We start from the raw sequence: 15,089 nt of genomic DNA, 5'->3' as shown, positions 1-15,089 counted from the left end.
TGCGGCCCGCGGCCGGGCCCCTGTCGGGGCGACCGTACCGCCAATGGCGCCGCGCCCGCGCGGCGCGGTCGCCCGCACGGGGTTCACCGCCGCCCCCGGCCCACCGGCCGGGGGTACCGCGGCTACGAGCCGCGCGGCCCGTCCGCCGCGGCGGCGTCGTCGTCCGCCGGGGACACGCGGCCGGGGTGCAGGGAGACCTGCTCGGTCTCCTCCATGTCGTCCAGGACCATCGGCGGCGGGGTGGGGGTCTTGGGCATCACGGCGGCCTCGGAGTGGCCGCCGCAGCCGTAGGACAGGGAGACCAGGCGGCCGTCGGCGGGCGAGAACTCGTTGGCGCAGATCCCGAACGCCTGGCTGAGGGAGCCCTTGATCGCGACGAGGAAGCCGCAGCTCACGCAGTTGGCGGGCGCGGCCTGGGCCATGGGCGTCTTGGCGCCGAACTGCTCCTCCCAGCGGTCGGCGGCGGCGTGCAGACCGTAGCGGGAGAGCACCCGCGGCCGTCCCATGCCGATCTCGGCGGCGACCGCGGTGATCGTCGCGGGCGTGGGCACCACGAAGTCGGCGTCGGAGGAGTCCGCGGCGCTCTCGGGACCCGCGGAGCCGTCCGGGGCGTCGGCCGACCCGTCGGGGAAGCCCGGGAAGCGCTCGTCGTCCTCGCCGGTCCACCCCGGCTCCAGGCGCAGGTCGTCGGCCTCGGTGGGCAGCAGGTCGCCGGGGCCCATGTCGCCCGGCCGCAGCCGCTCGCTCCACGGCACCCATTCGGGCGCGAGAATCGCGTCGTCGCCCGGCAGCAGCACCGTCTCGTCGATGGTCACGACCTTGGCGCGGGAGGCCCGCGTGAGGGTGGTGGCCCAGCGCCAGCCGCGGTAGGCGGGCTCTTTACAGGCGAAGTAGTGGGTGACGACGCGGTCCCCCTCGGCGACGACGCCGAGGTGCTCGCCGACGGACTGCGGCCCCGCCGCCTCCTCCGTCACAGCCAGCGCGACATCGACCGCCTCGGCGCACAGGCGGTCAGGGGTACGGCTTCGCATCGCAGCACTCACAGAAATCGTTTCTCTCTCTACGCCGTCTCACGTGTGCGCCGCGACGCGACGGACCCGACGCGGAAAACCGGGGCGGAGCGGACCTGCGGACCGCTTCGACGCCTTGGTTTTCTGCCTTCGTGGCCCTGCCCGAGCGTCTTCGGGCGCACCTGTTGTCACCCATTCTGCGCGATCGCACGCTACCTGTGCGCACCACGTGCGCAAAGGAGGGGGTGCGTGGTCTTCCGATTGGGGCAGGATTGCTGTCGTGGCACGAACGGTGACTGCGGGCCCAGGGCCCGTGCGCAGGGCCGGACGCGCCCTCGCTAACGGCGTGGGGCGGTCCGGCGGTGCCTTGCGCCGTCGTATCAGGCGTACGACACACGCGGGCGGCGCGGGCGAGTCGGGGCTGGCGAAGCTGATCGAGCTGCACGCCGTGAACTCGGCGGGCGACATGTTGATCACGATCGCGCTCGCGAGTTCGGTGTTCTTCTCGGTCCCGACCGGACAGGCCCGCGGCCGGGTCGCGCTCTACCTGCTCGTGACGATGGCGCCGTTCGCGCTCCTGGCCCCGGTGATCGGTCCGCTGCTCGACCGGCTCCAGCACGGCCGCCGGGCGGCCATAGCGATGGCGATGATGGCGCGCGGCGTGCTGGCCTGGACGATGGCCGGGGTGATCAGCACCGCGGGCCTCGGCCTGTATCCGATGGCGCTGGGCGTCCTGGTGGCGTCGAAGGCGTACGGCGTGGTGCGAAGCGCGGTGGTGCCACGGCTTCTGCCGGACAGAACGACACTCGTGAAGGCCAATTCACGGGTGACGCTGGCGGGTCTGCTCGCGACGGCCATCGCCGCGCCGGTCGGCGCGGGGCTGCACGCCTTCGGCCCGCAGTGGCCGCTCTACGGCGCCTTCGTGATCTTCATCGTCGGCGCGCTGCTGTCGATGTCGCTGCCCTCGAAGGTCGACTCCTCGCGCGGCGAGGGCAAGGTCCGGCTGTCGGCCGACGAGGAGGCGCCGCCGGAGCCGTCGGGGATTCCGGGCAAGCGGCCGAGCCTGCTGGGCGTCGGCTCCTCGGTGCTGCACGCCCTCCAGGGCAACGCGGGGCTGCGCTCGCTGTCCGGCTTCCTGACGATGTTCCTGGCGTTCATGCTGCGCGAGCATCCGCTGGGCGGCCTCACCGCGGCGACCTCCCTGGGCGTCGTGGTCGTCTCCGCCGGCGCGGGCAACGCGCTGGGCACGGCGCTCGGCGCGTGGCTGAAGGCGCGCGGCCCCGAGATCATCATCGGCAGCGTCCTGATCTGCTCGCTGACGGCGACGATCGCCGCGGCCACCTGGTACGGGCTGGTCACCGTCGCCGCCGCGGCGGCCGTCGCGGGCATCTCGCAGGCCCTGGCGAAGCTGTCCCTGGACGCGCTGATCCAGCGCGACGTGCCGGAGTTGGTGCGCACCTCCGCCTTCGCCCGCTCCGAGACCGCCCTCCAGCTCTCCTGGGTGGTCGGCGGCGGCCTGGGCATAGTGCTCCCGCTCAACGGCCAGCTCGGCATGTCGGTCGCGGCCTGTCTGGTGCTGGTGGCGTTCGTGGTGTCGGTACGCGGCCTGTTCGGCTCGGCGCGGCGCGGCGGCAACACGGCGTCGGCACGGGTGGCGTAAGGACACCGGCCGTACGCGGTAGGGGCCCTGGCGTACGCGGCGGGGGTCCGGCCGTAACCGGTACGGGTGTACGGCGGCGGTGATCGCCGGGCCGTCGCGGGACACGTCCCACCCCCGCGCAGCCTGGGGGCAACAGCCCGGTAGCCTCCTGCCATGAGCATTCGCCGCGCTGCCACCACCATCGGTGCCGTCTCCCTCGGGCTCGTCGCCCTGACCGCCTGCGACAAGCCGACCCCCCTGGCAACCGTGACCGTGGGCACCCGGTCCGTGACCGCGGAAGCCGTGGACAAGTGCTACGCCCACGGCAAGCTGCTCCCCCAGGCGATCTTCGAGGCGTGTCTGACGGCCGCCCCCAAGCACCACCTCACGGTCGGCCTGGGCGACCAGGTACGCATCGGCGTCGACCCGAAGCTGGCGAAGAAGGGCTGGCTGCTCGCCAACGGCACCCAGCTCGTCACGCAGGAACTGCTCAAGAACCAGACGTACTGGACGCTCGACAGCGGCACCCTGTTCACCGTGCAGGACCAGCAGACCGGCCAGTCCACGCAGGTCAAGGAAGTCACCTTGAACATCGTGGAGTCCGGCGACCTGACGGGCCGCAAGACGTACGGCATCTGGAAGATCAAGCTCGTCCGCGGCAAGTGACACCCGACCGCGCCGCCGGTCCCGCGCCCGGCCCGGAACCCGGTCCCGCGCCCGCGCCTTACGGCAGGCTCCTCGTCGTGACCGCGGTGGACGCCGAACGCGCGGCCGTCGAGGCCGGGCTGAGCGCGGCGCCACCGCCCACCGCCGTGACGGCGGACGTGATCGCCGCCGGTGTGGGTCCGGCGGCAGCGGCGGCGGGCACCGCGACCGCGCTGGCGCTGGCCGAGGCGGCGGGCGCTCCGTACGGCCTGGTGGTCTGCGCCGGGATCGCGGGCGGTTTCGCGCCGGTCGCGCCCGTGGGCCATGTGACGGTCGCGGAGACGGTCGTGGCGGCGGACCTGGGCGCGCAGACCGACGAGGGCTTCGTACCGGTCGTGGAGCTGGGTTTCGGCACCTCTGAGCACCGGCCGCCCGCGCGGCTGAGCCGGGGCGTGGCGCGGGCGCTGGGCGCGGCGTACGGCCCGCTGCTGACCGTGAGCACGGTCACCGGCAGCGGGGAGCGGGCCGCGGAGCTGAGCGGCCGTCACCCGGGCGCCGTCGCGGAGGCGATGGAGGGCTTCGGGGTGGCGGAGGCCGCCGCGGCGCACGACGTGCCGATGCTGGAGATCCGCGCGGTGTCGAACGCCGTCGGCCCCCGTGACCGCGCGGCGTGGCGGATCGGCGACGCGCTGGCGGCCCTGACGGTGGCGTTCGGGAAGCTCCCGGCCGCCTTGGAGGTTGAAGCCACACATGACGACTGACACCGCGAACACGGGCCCGGCCGGGGCGCCGCACGACGCCGCGCTGCGGATCGCGTACTCCCCCTGTCCCAACGACACCTTCGTCTTCCACGCGTGGGCGCACGGCCTGGTGCCGCAGGCGCCGCCGCTCGACGTGACCTTCGCGGACATCGACATCACCAACGGGATGGCCGAGCGCGGCGAGTTCGACGTGCTGAAGGTGTCGTACGCGGTGCTGCCGTGGGTGCTGGACGAGTACGCGCTGCTGCCGTGCGGCGGGGCGCTGGGGCGCGGCTGCGGGCCGCTGGTGCTGACCCGGGAGCCTGGCGCGGACCTGGCGGGCAAGACGGTCGCGGTGCCCAGCGAGCGGTCGACGGCGTATCTGCTGTTCCGGCTCTGGGCGGCGACCGAGGTGCCGGGCGGGGTCGGGGCGATCGTGGTGCTGCCGTTCCACGAGATCATGCCCGCGGTACGGGACGGCCGGGTGGACGCCGGTCTGGTGATCCACGAGGCGCGCTTCACGTACCGGAACTACGGCCTGCACAAGCTCGCGGACATGGGTGAGCACTGGGAGGCGACGACCGGGCTGCCGATCCCGCTGGGCGCGATCATCGCCAAGCGCTCGCTCGGCAAGGAGCGGCTGCACGCGCTCGCCGAGTCGGCCCGTACGTCGGTGCGGATGGCGTGGGACGACCCGGAGCCGTCGCGCGACTACGTGCTGGAGAACTCGCAGGAGATGGACCCGGCGGTCGCGGACCAGCACATCGGGCTGTACGTCAACGAGTTCACCGCCGATCTCGGCGAGGACGGATACGCCGCCGTACGCGGACTGTTGACGCGGGCCGCCGCCGAGGGACTGGTGCCGCCGCTCGCCCCCGACGCGCTCGCATTCTGACCGAGATTTTCGTCGGGTGGCCGGAATTCACCGTGCCCGTTGCGCACTTGCGCACTTCGGCACTTGCGTACTTCGGCACTTCGCCGCTTTACCGGAAGGCGGGCTTCCGGCAAAGCGGCGCTAAAAACGGTCGACTTCCCTACGTCATAGCGGACTCATACGTCGAGCTGATCGGCGACAACGCGCAGTACGGAAGCGATCTTGTGTCCGTGCGCCTTGTCGGGATACCGGCCGCGCTGGAGGGAACGCGCGACGTCTTCGAGCAGCGTGGTGAGGTCCTGGACGATCGGCAGCAGCTCATCGGGTTTACGGCGCTGTGCCGCCGCCACCGAAGGAGCGGGATCCAGAAGTGTCACCGAAAGCGCCTGATCACCGCGCTGTCCTGCGACGACGCCGAATTCCACGCGCTGGCCGGGCTTGAGCGCAGCGACTCCGTCAGGCAGCACCGACGAGTGCACGAAGACGTCGCCGCCGTCATCGCGGGAGAGAAAGCCGAAGCCCTTCTCGCTGTTGAACCACTTGACTTTGCCGGTAGGCACGTCCGACCTCGTCCTCATTGCTCGAAACGACTCTGAATAAGACTTCAGCGGGTCCATCGGAGACCCGCTGGCACCAAGGCTAATGGCCTGGTGCTGTGTGACAAGACGCCAAGGTCCCGTTCCCCGGCCGTTCGACCGCCCCCTGAACGGATCTACCCTTGTCCGGTGAGCAAACAAACCATGGGCGCCGGTGACCTCCTGGTCCGTGTCGGCGCGATCGTCTTCCTCGTGGGCGCGGTCGGCACTCTCGTCACCGTCGCGCCGCTGTTGCTGGGCACGCATACGCTGCCGACGCCCGCGTATTTCGTGTCCATGCTGATGGGCGTGGGTATGGCGGTGGCGCTGTGCGGGCTGCTGCGGTCCGCCCTCGCGCAGCGGCAGACCTCACGGGAGCGGGGCGCGGCCGGTTCCTGAACCGGCCGCCGGGCTCTCCCGCCGAAGCCGGCGGCGGCTTGCGCCGTCCCCGGTGCGCTCAGGCAGCCGCGGACGTGTGGGCCGCGAACCAGGCCGGAAATTCGGTGAGATCGTCCAGGACGACATCGGCTCCGGCCGCCCGCAGTTCCGTCGCGTCGCACGGGCCCGTGGCCACCGCCACCGACAGCGCGCCCGCCTTCCGCGCGCCGCGCACGTCCCCGACGTGGTCGCCGACGTACACGCTCGCGCCGTACTCGATCAGCGCCTGCGCCTTCTGCTCCGCCCACAGCCAGCCGCGCACCTCGGCCTCGATCCCGACGTGCGCCAGGTGCAGTTCCGCGTTGGGCCCGTACTTCGCCGTCACCACCACGGGCCGCCCGCCGCCCGCCCGCACCGCCGCGACCGCCTCCGCCGCACCGCGCATCGCGGGCGTCGGCGCGATGGCGTGGTCCGGATACAGCGCCCGGTACAGATCGCCGATCTCGGCCACGCGCTCCGCGGGGAACCAGTTCGCCAGCTCGTCGTCCAGCGGCGGGCCCAGCCGCGTGACCGCCAGCTCCGAGTCGATCCACACGCCGGTTTCCGCCGAGAGCCGGTCGTACACGGCCTTGATCCCCGGGCGGGAGTCGATGAGGGTCATGTCGAGGTCGAAGCCCACCGTGAGGGTGGGCCGGGGCGGTACGGGGCTGAGGTCGCTGGTCACGCCCTCCATTCTCCCCTGCCGGGTCAACCCGATTTTCGTCCCCGTAGGGGGCGCGGGGAACTGCGCGACCAGCCGTCGCGGCGGCGCGCTGTCCGCACGGCGGGTTCGTGCCCCGAAGGGGCGCTGGGGGCACCTCCCAGCGGTAGCTGGGGGAGGAACTGCGCGACCAGCCCCCACCGGCCGGTGGTCGGGACTCCATCGAATTGCCCCTCTGGGGCCGGTGGTGACCTGCGGGAGCATCGTGGCTGAGCGCGCAGTTCCCCGCGCCCCTAAAAGATCGGCCCGCCGCCCAGCGGAAAGGGACCGCCTGGGGCCGCGCCCCTGAAAGATCGGGCCGCCGCCCGGCGCAAAGGGGCCGATCGGGGCCGCGCCCCGGGGAGGACCCGCCTTCGCGAGGGGGGCGTACCGGGGCGGAGCCCTAGGCGCGGCGGCGGGCGCGGAGGATCAGGTAGAGGGCGGAGCCAACGGCGGCGACGCGGACCGCGAAGGGATAGGCGTCCTGGAAGGCGTGGCCCATCTGCCCCTGGGCGATGGGATCGCCCCATTTGCCGGTGTCGCGCCCCCAGACCCAGACGACGAGCCCGAGGGCGGCGGCCCCGGGAATCCCGAGGATGCCGAATTTGGCCTGGCGGCGGGTGAGTTGGCGGGAGAGATAACCGGCGAGCCAGCCGAGGCCGAGGGGAATCCAGGAGCCGATGACGGCGCCCGCGACGAGAAGGGCGGCGGCGAGCAGGAGCAGCGGGCTGCCCCAGGTGACGGTACGGGCGGCGCGGCGGCGCGGCAGCCAGCGGCGGCGCGGACGGGCGGCGACCTCCTCCTCGTACTCGGCCTCCTCCTCGGCCTCTTCCTCGACCGGCGCACGCGGCGCCCCGGGCCTGACCCTGGCCCGGGTGTCACCGTCGTCATCCAGATCCTCGTCGTCGAAGGGGATGAAGACGCCGCCGGTCATACCGGGCAGGCCCGTGAGTTCGTCACCGGCCCTGAGGTGACCGTCGCGGCGCTCGTCCCGGTCCCACCAGTCGTCCTTCTTCCCCGCGCCCCCGCCGCCGCCGCCCTTGCCGCCGTCGGCCTTCTCCGTACCGTCCCTGCCCGCCGTCTTCCGCATCGACGGCACGCCGTACGGGCCGTAGGGGCCCCCGGCGGGCGCGGACGGGGACGAGGGCGGGGCCGGGACCTCGGGGGCGGCGGCGCCGGACGAGGCGTCGCCGGAGCCGCCTGCCGCGGCCTCCACGACGGCGTCCGGGCTGCCGATCCGGCCCAGGATGCGGCGGACGGTCGCCGGGTTGTCGCTGTCCTTGCGCTCCCGGTCGATGTCGGTGCGGAGCTGCGCGACCAGCCGCATGCGCTGGGAGGCGGGCAGCGCGGTCTGCGCGAGGTCGCCGATCCGGCTGAGGTAGTCGAACACCATCTGGTCGCTCTCGACACCCACCGCCAAGCCCCTTTGTCCGCGCCCGTGTCCGACCCTGCACCGACCGTACCCGCCCGCCGTCACCGCTGTCCTCATCCGCGGCCGCCATCCATGGCCGCCGCGACGAGGGGGGCTAATGTGGAACGGATGACGACCGGAGGGCAAGGATCTGTCCCGCGCACGCTCGCGGAGGACCTGCGCGCACGTGACGACGAGGCGCTGGGGCGGCTGCTGCGCGCCCGGCCGGACCTGCTGAGCCCCGTACCGAACGACCTGACGCAGCTCGCGACCCGCGCCTCCACCCGTACGTCGGTGGTCCGCGCGCTGGAGCACCTGGACCGCTTCACGCAGCAGGTCGCCGAGGCCCTGTCGGTGACGCGGGACCCGTGCTCGTACGGGACGCTGCTCACGCTGATGACGGGCGGCCCCGAGGGCACCGGCCACGCGGAGCCGCTGGACGCGGAGCTGGTGGCCGCGGTGACCGCCGCGCTGCCGCGCGCCGTGGACGTCCTGCGGGCGCGGGCGCTGCTGTGGGGTCCCGACGACCGGCTGCGGCTGGTGCGCACCGCGCGGGACGTGCTGGCGCCCGCCGCCACCGTGCCGTCCGCGACCGGCCTCGGGCCCTCGGTGAGCGAGGCGACCTCGGGCATGTCGCCCTCCCGGCTCCAGGAGATCCTGGCGGACGCCGGGCTCGATCCGACGCACGACCCGATGAGCGCGGTCACCGCGCTGGCCGGACTCTTCGCGGACCGCGACCGCACGGCGGCGCTGCTGGACACCGCGCCGGACGGGGACGCGCGCAAGGTGCTCGACCGGCTGGTGTGGGGGCCGCCGTACGGCGAGGTACGGGACGCGACCGTGCCGGTGCGGGCCGCGGACGCGGTGACGCCCGTGCAGTGGCTGCTGGCCCGCGGCCTGCTGCTGCCCGCGGGCCAGCACAATGTGCTGCTGCCGCGCGAGGCCGCGCTGAGCCTGCGCGGCGGCCGGGCGCACCGTACGCCGGAGCCGCTGCCGCCCGCCGTCGCGCCGGTGCCGCGTACCGAGCGGACCGTGGACATGACGGCGGCGGGGCAGGCGTTCACGGCCGTCAGCACGGTCGGCGAGCTGCTGAAGGAGTGGCAGACCGGCGGTCCTTCGGTCCTGCGCGCGGGCGGCATCAGCGTCCGCGACCTCAAGCGGACCGCGACCGCGCTCGACCTGACCGAGGCGCAGGCCGCCTTCTGGCTGGAGCTGGCCTACGCGGCCGGGCTGATCGCGACGGACGGCGAGCTGGACGAGGCGTACGCGCCGACGCCCGCGGCCGACGAGTGGCTGCTGCTGCCCGCGCAGGAGCGGTGGGCGACGCTGGCCAGCGCCTGGCTGACGGCGACGCGGACGCCGGGCGTGGTCGGCAGCAAGGACGCCAAGGGCCGCGCGCTGTCGGCGCTCGGCCCGGACCTCGACCGGTCGCTCGCGCCCCGGGTGCGCCGCCGCGCGCTGCGCGTCCTCGCCGATCTGCCGCCGGGCTCAGCGGCGGCCCCCGACGAATTGCTGGCCCGGCTGCGCTGGGAACGGCCCTTGCGGCCCGGCGCGGACGCGCTCCGCGCCGACCTGCTGCGCTGGACGCTCCAGGACGCCGAGAATCTGGGCCTGACCGGGCGCGGGGCGCTCGCCGCGCACGCCAGGCCGCTGCTGGGCGGCGCGGGGACCCGCACGGCGGCGGAGTCCGCAGCGGCGGCCGGTGCCGCGGCCGGGCTGCTCGCGCCGCTGCTGCCCGAGCCGCTGGACCACGTACTGCTCCAGGCCGACCTGACGGCGGTCGCGCCGGGGCCGCTGATGGCGCCGCTCGCCGAGACGCTCGGGGTGCTGGCCGACATCGAGTCCAAGGGCGGCGCGACGGTCTACCGCTTCACCCCGGAGTCGGTACGGCGCGCCCTGGACGCCGGGCGCACGGCGGCGGAGCTCCAGGACTTCCTGACCTCGCACTCGCGCACGCCGGTGCCGCAGCCGCTGAGTTACCTGATCGACGACGTGGCGCGCAGGCACGGCACGCTGCGGGTGGGGGCCGCGTCGGCGTATCTGCGCTGCGACGACGACGCGCTGCTGACCGAACTGCTCGCCGACCGGCGCGCGTCGGGCCTCGGGCTGCGCCGCCTGGCGCCGACGGTGCTCGCGGCCCAGTCCGAACCGGCCGTGCTGCTCGACAAATTGCGCGCGATGGGCCTGGCGCCGGCCGCCGAGTCCGCGGACGGCGATGTGCTGATCACCCGCGCCGACGCCCGCCGCACCCCGCCGCGTACGCCGCCCACGCCCGTCACGGACGGGCCGCCGGTGCCCGCGGGGGCGCTGCTGGGGGCCGCGGTGAAGGCGGTCCGCGCGGGCGACCGCGCCTCGACCGCCGTGCGCCGCTCGCCGGACTCCGCGGTGTCCTCGACCGCCGCCGGGAGCGCGGACGGCGGCCTGCCCCGTACGCCAGCGGCCGACACGCTCGCCACCATGCAGGCGGCGGTGCTGAGCGGCGAGTCGCTGTGGATCGGCTACGTCAACGCGGACGGCGCGGCGAGTCAGCGGGTGATCGCGCCGGTACGGGTCGAGGGCGGCTATGTGACGGCGTACGACCACACCGTGGACGAGGTGCGCACCTTCGCGCTGCACCGGGTCACGGGCGTTTCGGAGCTGGCCGACGACCCGGCCTGACGCGCGCCCGCACGGTCCCTTCCGGCCGCGCGGTCCCTTCCTGCCGCGCGATCCCTTCCTGCCGTAGGCCCCCCCGGACGTCGCGGCGCCCGTCCTGGCGCGGTCCGCTGTCCGGGCGCCTGCGCTGCCACCAGTGGTGGCGGCGCGGGTAGAGGGCGCGGCCGAGGCGCAGGCCCAGCAGCAGGTAGCCGATGAGGGCGCCCGCGGTGTTGAGGATGACGTCGTCGATGTCGAAGGACCGGCCCACGATGATGACGCCCTGGGTGGTCTCCACCGTCAGCATCACCAGACCGGTCAGCACGCCCACCCTGAGCAGGCCGCGCGCCTTCGGGAACAGCATCGGCAGCAGGATTCCGAAGGGCACGCCGAGCAGGATGTTCCCGCCGATCTGCTTCACCGCGTCGCGCGTGCTCGGCCCGTTGAGGTAGGCCCTGATTGAGTGGCCCGGATGCAGATTGGAGTGGATCAGCGAGACGGACGCCGGTGACGGCACCAGCGTGACCTTCGCCAGCGCCACCGCGAAGGCCACCATCCCGACGATCGCCGCCGCGAGCACCACCACGCGGGCGAGCGTCGCGCCCCACGAACGGCGTTGCAGCAGGGGGACGTACGGCTCCTCGACCGGCTCGGGCTCGACGACGGGCGCGGCCTTGGGCTTCGGCCCGAACCTGGACTTCAGCGTGGGCCTCGGCTCGGGCTGCGGGGTCGCCTTCGGACCGGCCTCGGCGGCCGGGGGCGCGGCCTTCGTCCAGGGCCAGGTCCGGGCGGGCGCCGTGTCCCGAGCCGTCGTCCGCGCCGTCGCTGCCGTCTTCGCGGGTGCTTTCGCCGGTGCCTTCTGACGGGTCCTGGCCTGGGCGCTGGTACGCGGCTGCGCCGCCTTGCGTACGGGGGTGCGTGCGGGCTTGGCCGCGGACTTCGCCGTGGTGGCCGGGTCCGCCGTGGCCTTCGGCGCCTTCGCCTTCGGCCCGTCCTTCGGTTCCTTCGGCGCCGTGCGGAACAGCGCCATCCTCACCGCCATGAACCCTTGCCCCCCTCGGATAGGCACCGTCATGGCGGCGCATACCCGCGACCGGCCGCCGTACGCCGTCCGCACACGACGACTCGGACGGCCGATCTCCTTGGGCGGCAGGGGACTTCAGCCGTGGCGGCCCCTGCGGCGCGTCGCCGCGACGAGCAGCCCGCCCGCTCCCAGCGCTCCGGCCGCCGCGACGGCCAGCCACTCGGTCTCCGCACCGGTGTGCGGGAGGTGTCCGGGGGGCGAGGTCGGAGGTGACGTGGGCGGGGAGGTCGGAGGTGACGTGGGCGGGGAGGTCGGGGGCGTCGTCCAGCCCGTCGTCGGCGGCGTGGTGGGGGGCGTCGTAGGGGGTGTCGTCGGAGGTGAGGTGGGGGGCGTGGTCGGCGGGGAGGTCGGGGGCGTTGTGGGAGGCGTGGTCGGAGGCGAGGTGGGCGGCGTCGTCCAGCCCGTCGTGGGCGGGGTCGTGGGGGGCGTGGTCGGAGGCGAGGTGGGCGGCGTGGTCGGCGGGGTCGTCGGAGGCGTCGTCCAGCCCGTCGTCGGCGGCGTGGTGGGCGGGGACGTGGGAGGCGAGGTCGGAGGCGTCGTGGGCGGTGACGAGTACGGCGGGGTCGTCGGCGGGCACGACGTGCTCTCGCCGGGCGACGGCCACCCGGTGTCGGGGGCGGACGACCATCCCGTATCGCTGTACGAGGGCCCGTCCGCCGGGCTCGGGGCCGCGCCGGCCGCCGAACCGGGGAGCAGCAGCCCGGCCGCGGCCATGACCGCGGCGCCGACGACGGCTGTGGAGGCCGCTACGGCCCGCAGCTTCCCCCGCTCACGCGGGTCTGCGGGGGGAAGCGCGGGGGGAGGAGACAGTGGGTTGTCCATAGCGGGCAGATAACAGCAGGTCGGGTGCGACGCGCCGGTCGCCACGTACGCGATCGGCGCAGCTTCGCTCGGATGGCGAACGGTTGCGCGCAGGGTTGGCCGCCATCGGGGTGAACCGCGACACGCGGTCTTGACCGCCATTCGCAGTACAATTCTCTGTTCGGTCCCGTCAGCGGAGGTAATGCGTGTCCTGTCTCATCGTGCAGAGCGACAAAACGCTCCTCCTGGAGGTCGATCACGAGCAGGCGGACGCCTGCCGCCGCGCCATCGCGCCCTTCGCGGAGCTGGAGCGCGCCCCCGAGCACATCCACACCTACCGGCTGACCCCGCTCGGCCTGTGGAACGCGCGGGCGGCGGGCCACGACGCCGAGCAGGTGGTGGACGCGCTGGTCGAGTACTCGCGCTATCCGGTGCCGCACGCGCTGCTGGTCGACGTGGCCGAGACGATGGACCGCTACGGGCGGCTGCGGCTGAGCAAGCACCCCACCCACGGCCTGGTGCTGACCAGCACCGACCGCCCGGTCCTCGAGGAGATCCTGCGCTCGAAGAAGATCCAGCCGCTGGTGGGCGCCCGGATCGACCCGGACACGGTGCTGGTGCACCCCTCCGAGCGCGGCCAGATCAAGCAGGTGCTGCTCAAGCTCGGCTGGCCCGCCGAGGACTTCGCCGGTTACGTGGACGGCGAGGCGCACCCGATCGAGCTGGACGAGACCGGCTGGGCGCTGCGGCCGTACCAGCGGCAGGCCGTGGAGAACTTCTGGCACGGCGGCTCCGGTGTCGTCGTGCTGCCCTGCGGCGCGGGCAAGACGCTGGTCGGCGCGGGCGCGATGGCCGAGGCCAAGGCGACCACGCTGATCCTGGTGACGAACACCGTCTCGGCGCGGCAGTGGAAGAGCGAGCTGATCAAGCGGACGTCGCTGACCGAGGAGGAGATCGGCGAGTACAGCGGCACCCGCAAGGAGATCCGGCCGGTCACCATCGCCACGTACCAGGTGCTGACGACCAAGCGGAAGGGCGTCTACGCGCACCTGGAGCTGTTCGACTCCCGCGACTGGGGCCTGATCCTCTACGACGAGGTGCACCTGCTGCCCGCGCCGGTCTTCAAGTTCACCGCCGACCTCCAGGCGCGGCGGCGGCTCGGCCTGACCGCGACGCTGGTGCGCGAGGACGGCCGCGAGTCCGACGTCTTCTCCCTCATCGGCCCGAAGCGGTTCGACGCGCCCTGGAAGGAGATCGAGGCGCAGGGCTACATCGCGCCCGCCGACTGCGTCGAGGTCCGCGTCAACCTCACCGACTCCGAGCGGCTCGCCTACGCGACCGCCGAGCCCGAGGAGAAGTACCGCTACTGCGCCACGACCGCCACCAAGCGGCGCGTCACCGAGGCCCTGGTCGCCCAGCACAAGGGGCAGCAGACCCTCGTCATCGGCCAGTACATCGACCAGCTCGACGAGTTGGGCGAGCACCTCAACGCCCCCGTCATCAAGGGCGAGACCACCAACGCCCAGCGCGAGAAGCTCTTCGGCGCCTTCCGCAACGGCGAGATCTCCGTCCTGGTCGTCTCCAAGGTCGCCAACTTCTCCATCGACCTCCCCGAGGCCACCGTCGCCATCCAGGTCTCCGGCACCTTCGGCTCCCGCCAGGAGGAGGCCCAGCGCCTCGGCCGCGTCCTGCGCCCCAAGGCCGACGGCCACGAGGCCCGCTTCTACTCCGTCGTCGCCCGCGACACCATCGACCAGGACTTCGCCGCCCACCGCCAGCGCTTCCTCGCCGAACAGGGCTACGCCTATCGCATCATCGACGCCGACGGCCTCCTGGAAGGCGAGACGGCCTAGACCGTTTCCGATCTCCTGGCCGTTTCCGATCTCCAAGGCCACGAAGGGGATCTCCGTATACGCGGGCACGGCGTCCGACGACCGGGGAGAGGGCGGTGAGCAGCGCTTCATGCCACACGGGACTGCGCTCACCGCGCTGAGGGACGCCGTCGCCACCGGACGCGACCAGTACGAGGTGCGGCTCACCTCTCCGGGCCTGAGGAAACTCGCCGCCTACGCCTATGTGGCCGAGCAGTTCGGCTACCGGTACGCGGGCCCGGCGCCCGGCAGCCGTTCGATGAACCAGCCGCTGATGACCTTCCGGCGGAGCCCGGAGTCGGGGGATCTGGCCGCGCGGACCGCGGCCCGGTATCCCGACCGGGCCGGGGGCGGTCCGCTGCCGGGGATGGTCGAGGGACGCGGACTGCGGCCCGCGAAGTCGGCGGCGTGTGACGTGCGCCTGATCCATTCGCGGATGGTCGTCGACGCGTGCCTGCGCTACGGCCGACGGGTGCGGAAGAACATCCTGGTGCTGCTCGTCGTCATAGCGGTCGTCCTCTTCTTTCCCGGATACACCGTGCGTCACGTCCTCGTCGGCGCGGGCGTATGGCTGGCTTTCTTCGCCGTGTACCTGATCGGGCTCGGCATCGCGCGGCTCAGACTCGCGCGGCATCGGAACCGCTTGGCGGCAAGCGGAGTCCGGTGGCCGCCGCCGTAGATCCAGGCG

General features: G+C 73.6%; 14 protein-coding genes and 1 pseudogene. 9 read left to right on the top strand and 6 right to left on the bottom strand.

The genetic code is table 11. The annotated features are described in order from the left end of the window. Positions 1 to 122: 122 nt before the first annotated feature. Positions 123 to 1,031 carry a DUF3027 domain-containing protein gene (locus tag ACIP4Z_RS20735; protein WP_401310021.1) on the bottom strand — a complete coding sequence of 303 codons (909 nt, stop codon included), beginning with the start codon at positions 1,029 to 1,031 and terminating at the stop codon, positions 123 to 125. Between the two features lie 259 nt (positions 1,032 to 1,290). Here ACIP4Z_RS20735 and ACIP4Z_RS20730 point away from each other — a divergent pair, with 259 nt between their 5' ends. From ACIP4Z_RS20730 to ACIP4Z_RS20715, 4 genes are all read left to right on the top strand, one after another. After that, on the top strand, positions 1,291 to 2,670 hold the full coding sequence (locus ACIP4Z_RS20730) for an MFS transporter (protein ID WP_391043088.1): 1,380 nt from the start codon (positions 1,291 to 1,293) through the stop codon (positions 2,668 to 2,670). 153 nt (positions 2,671 to 2,823) lie between these two features. Next, positions 2,824 to 3,315 (top strand): hypothetical protein, encoded by a 492-nt coding sequence (locus ACIP4Z_RS20725; protein ID WP_355337414.1) that lies wholly within the window; start codon positions 2,824 to 2,826, stop codon positions 3,313 to 3,315. A gap of 77 nt (positions 3,316 to 3,392) precedes the next feature. Then, positions 3,393 to 4,055 carry a futalosine hydrolase gene (locus ACIP4Z_RS20720; protein ID WP_401310017.1) on the top strand — a complete coding sequence of 221 codons (663 nt, stop codon included), beginning with the start codon at positions 3,393 to 3,395 and terminating at the stop codon, positions 4,053 to 4,055. Beyond that, positions 4,045 to 4,929 carry a 1,4-dihydroxy-6-naphthoate synthase gene (locus tag ACIP4Z_RS20715; protein WP_355337408.1) on the top strand — a complete coding sequence of 295 codons (885 nt, stop codon included), beginning with the start codon at positions 4,045 to 4,047 and terminating at the stop codon, positions 4,927 to 4,929. The genes ACIP4Z_RS20720 and ACIP4Z_RS20715 overlap by 11 nt, the downstream gene beginning before the upstream one ends. 155 nt (positions 4,930 to 5,084) lie before the next feature. On the opposite strand, the gene ACIP4Z_RS20710 is transcribed toward ACIP4Z_RS20715, so the two are convergent. Then, positions 5,085 to 5,468 carry a cold-shock protein gene (locus ACIP4Z_RS20710; RefSeq protein ID WP_033173507.1) on the bottom strand — a complete coding sequence of 128 codons (384 nt, stop codon included), beginning with the start codon at positions 5,466 to 5,468 and terminating at the stop codon, positions 5,085 to 5,087. Between the two features lie 165 nt (positions 5,469 to 5,633). Here ACIP4Z_RS20710 and ACIP4Z_RS20705 point away from each other — a divergent pair, with 165 nt between their 5' ends. Next, a complete protein-coding gene (locus ACIP4Z_RS20705) occupies positions 5,634 to 5,882 on the top strand; it encodes a hypothetical protein (protein ID WP_355337403.1) in 249 nt (82 codons plus the stop codon). Positions 5,883 to 5,940: 58 nt separating this feature from the next. Here the strand turns inward: ACIP4Z_RS20705 and ACIP4Z_RS20700 are convergent, their stop codons facing one another. Then, entirely contained in the window at positions 5,941 to 6,594 is a 654-nt protein-coding gene (locus ACIP4Z_RS20700) for an HAD family hydrolase (protein ID WP_401310012.1), read from the bottom strand. Between the two features lie 409 nt (positions 6,595 to 7,003). Beyond that, positions 7,004 to 8,014, bottom strand: coding sequence for a hypothetical protein (locus ACIP4Z_RS20695; protein ID WP_401310005.1), 1,011 nt, complete (start codon positions 8,012 to 8,014; stop codon positions 7,004 to 7,006). Positions 8,015 to 8,140: 126 nt separating this feature from the next. Here ACIP4Z_RS20695 and ACIP4Z_RS20690 point away from each other — a divergent pair, with 126 nt between their 5' ends. After that, positions 8,141 to 10,669, top strand: coding sequence for a helicase-associated domain-containing protein (locus ACIP4Z_RS20690; RefSeq protein ID WP_401310002.1), 2,529 nt, complete (start codon positions 8,141 to 8,143; stop codon positions 10,667 to 10,669). Here ACIP4Z_RS20690 and ACIP4Z_RS20685 read toward each other — a convergent pair. Both ACIP4Z_RS20685 and ACIP4Z_RS20680 read right to left on the bottom strand, forming a co-directional pair. Beyond that, positions 10,632 to 11,687 carry a VanZ family protein gene (locus tag ACIP4Z_RS20685; RefSeq protein ID WP_401309999.1) on the bottom strand — a complete coding sequence of 352 codons (1,056 nt, stop codon included), beginning with the start codon at positions 11,685 to 11,687 and terminating at the stop codon, positions 10,632 to 10,634. The genes ACIP4Z_RS20690 and ACIP4Z_RS20685 overlap by 38 nt on opposite strands. 117 nt (positions 11,688 to 11,804) lie before the next feature. Next, positions 11,805 to 11,924: pseudogene (locus ACIP4Z_RS20680) on the bottom strand (LPXTG cell wall anchor domain-containing protein); the annotation flags it as partial. Between the two features lie 172 nt (positions 11,925 to 12,096). Between ACIP4Z_RS20680 and ACIP4Z_RS20675 the strand changes: the two are divergent. The 3 genes from ACIP4Z_RS20675 (at position 12,097) to ACIP4Z_RS20665 (ending at position 15,080) form a co-directional block, all read left to right on the top strand. Beyond that, positions 12,097 to 12,564, top strand: coding sequence for a hypothetical protein (locus ACIP4Z_RS20675; protein WP_401310149.1), 468 nt, complete (start codon positions 12,097 to 12,099; stop codon positions 12,562 to 12,564). Positions 12,565 to 12,736: 172 nt separating this feature from the next. After that, positions 12,737 to 14,383, top strand: a complete 1,647-nt coding sequence (locus tag ACIP4Z_RS20670) for a DNA repair helicase XPB (protein WP_355337392.1) — start codon at positions 12,737 to 12,739, stop codon at positions 14,381 to 14,383. Positions 14,384 to 14,492: 109 nt separating this feature from the next. Beyond that, the gene (locus ACIP4Z_RS20665) at positions 14,493 to 15,080 is read left to right on the top strand and encodes a hypothetical protein (RefSeq protein ID WP_401309996.1); all 588 of its coding nucleotides are present in this window, start codon (positions 14,493 to 14,495) and stop codon (positions 15,078 to 15,080) included. Positions 15,081 to 15,089: the final 9 nt, after the last annotated feature.

Source organism: Streptomyces sp. NPDC088910, assembly GCF_044749865.1.
Classification (GTDB): domain Bacteria; phylum Actinomycetota; class Actinomycetes; order Streptomycetales; family Streptomycetaceae; genus Actinacidiphila.
The sequence above is the reverse complement of the archived record's forward strand: the minus strand, read 5'-3'. Positions and strand labels throughout refer to the sequence as shown.

Coding starts and splice junctions, on each gene's coding strand:
- ACIP4Z_RS20715 (WP_355337408.1), top strand. CDS start 4,045: ATGACGACTGACACCGCGAACACGGGCCCGGCCGGGGCGCCGCACGAC.
- ACIP4Z_RS20665 (WP_401309996.1), top strand. CDS start 14,493: ATGCCACACGGGACTGCGCTCACCGCGCTGAGGGACGCCGTCGCCACC.
- ACIP4Z_RS20735 (WP_401310021.1), bottom strand. CDS start 1,031: ATGCGAAGCCGTACCCCTGACCGCCTGTGCGCCGAGGCGGTCGATGTC.
- ACIP4Z_RS20700 (WP_401310012.1), bottom strand. CDS start 6,594: ATGGAGGGCGTGACCAGCGACCTCAGCCCCGTACCGCCCCGGCCCACC.
- ACIP4Z_RS20685 (WP_401309999.1), bottom strand. CDS start 11,687: ATGGCGGTGAGGATGGCGCTGTTCCGCACGGCGCCGAAGGAACCGAAG.
- ACIP4Z_RS20690 (WP_401310002.1), top strand. CDS start 8,141: ATGACGACCGGAGGGCAAGGATCTGTCCCGCGCACGCTCGCGGAGGAC.
- ACIP4Z_RS20725 (WP_355337414.1), top strand. CDS start 2,824: ATGAGCATTCGCCGCGCTGCCACCACCATCGGTGCCGTCTCCCTCGGG.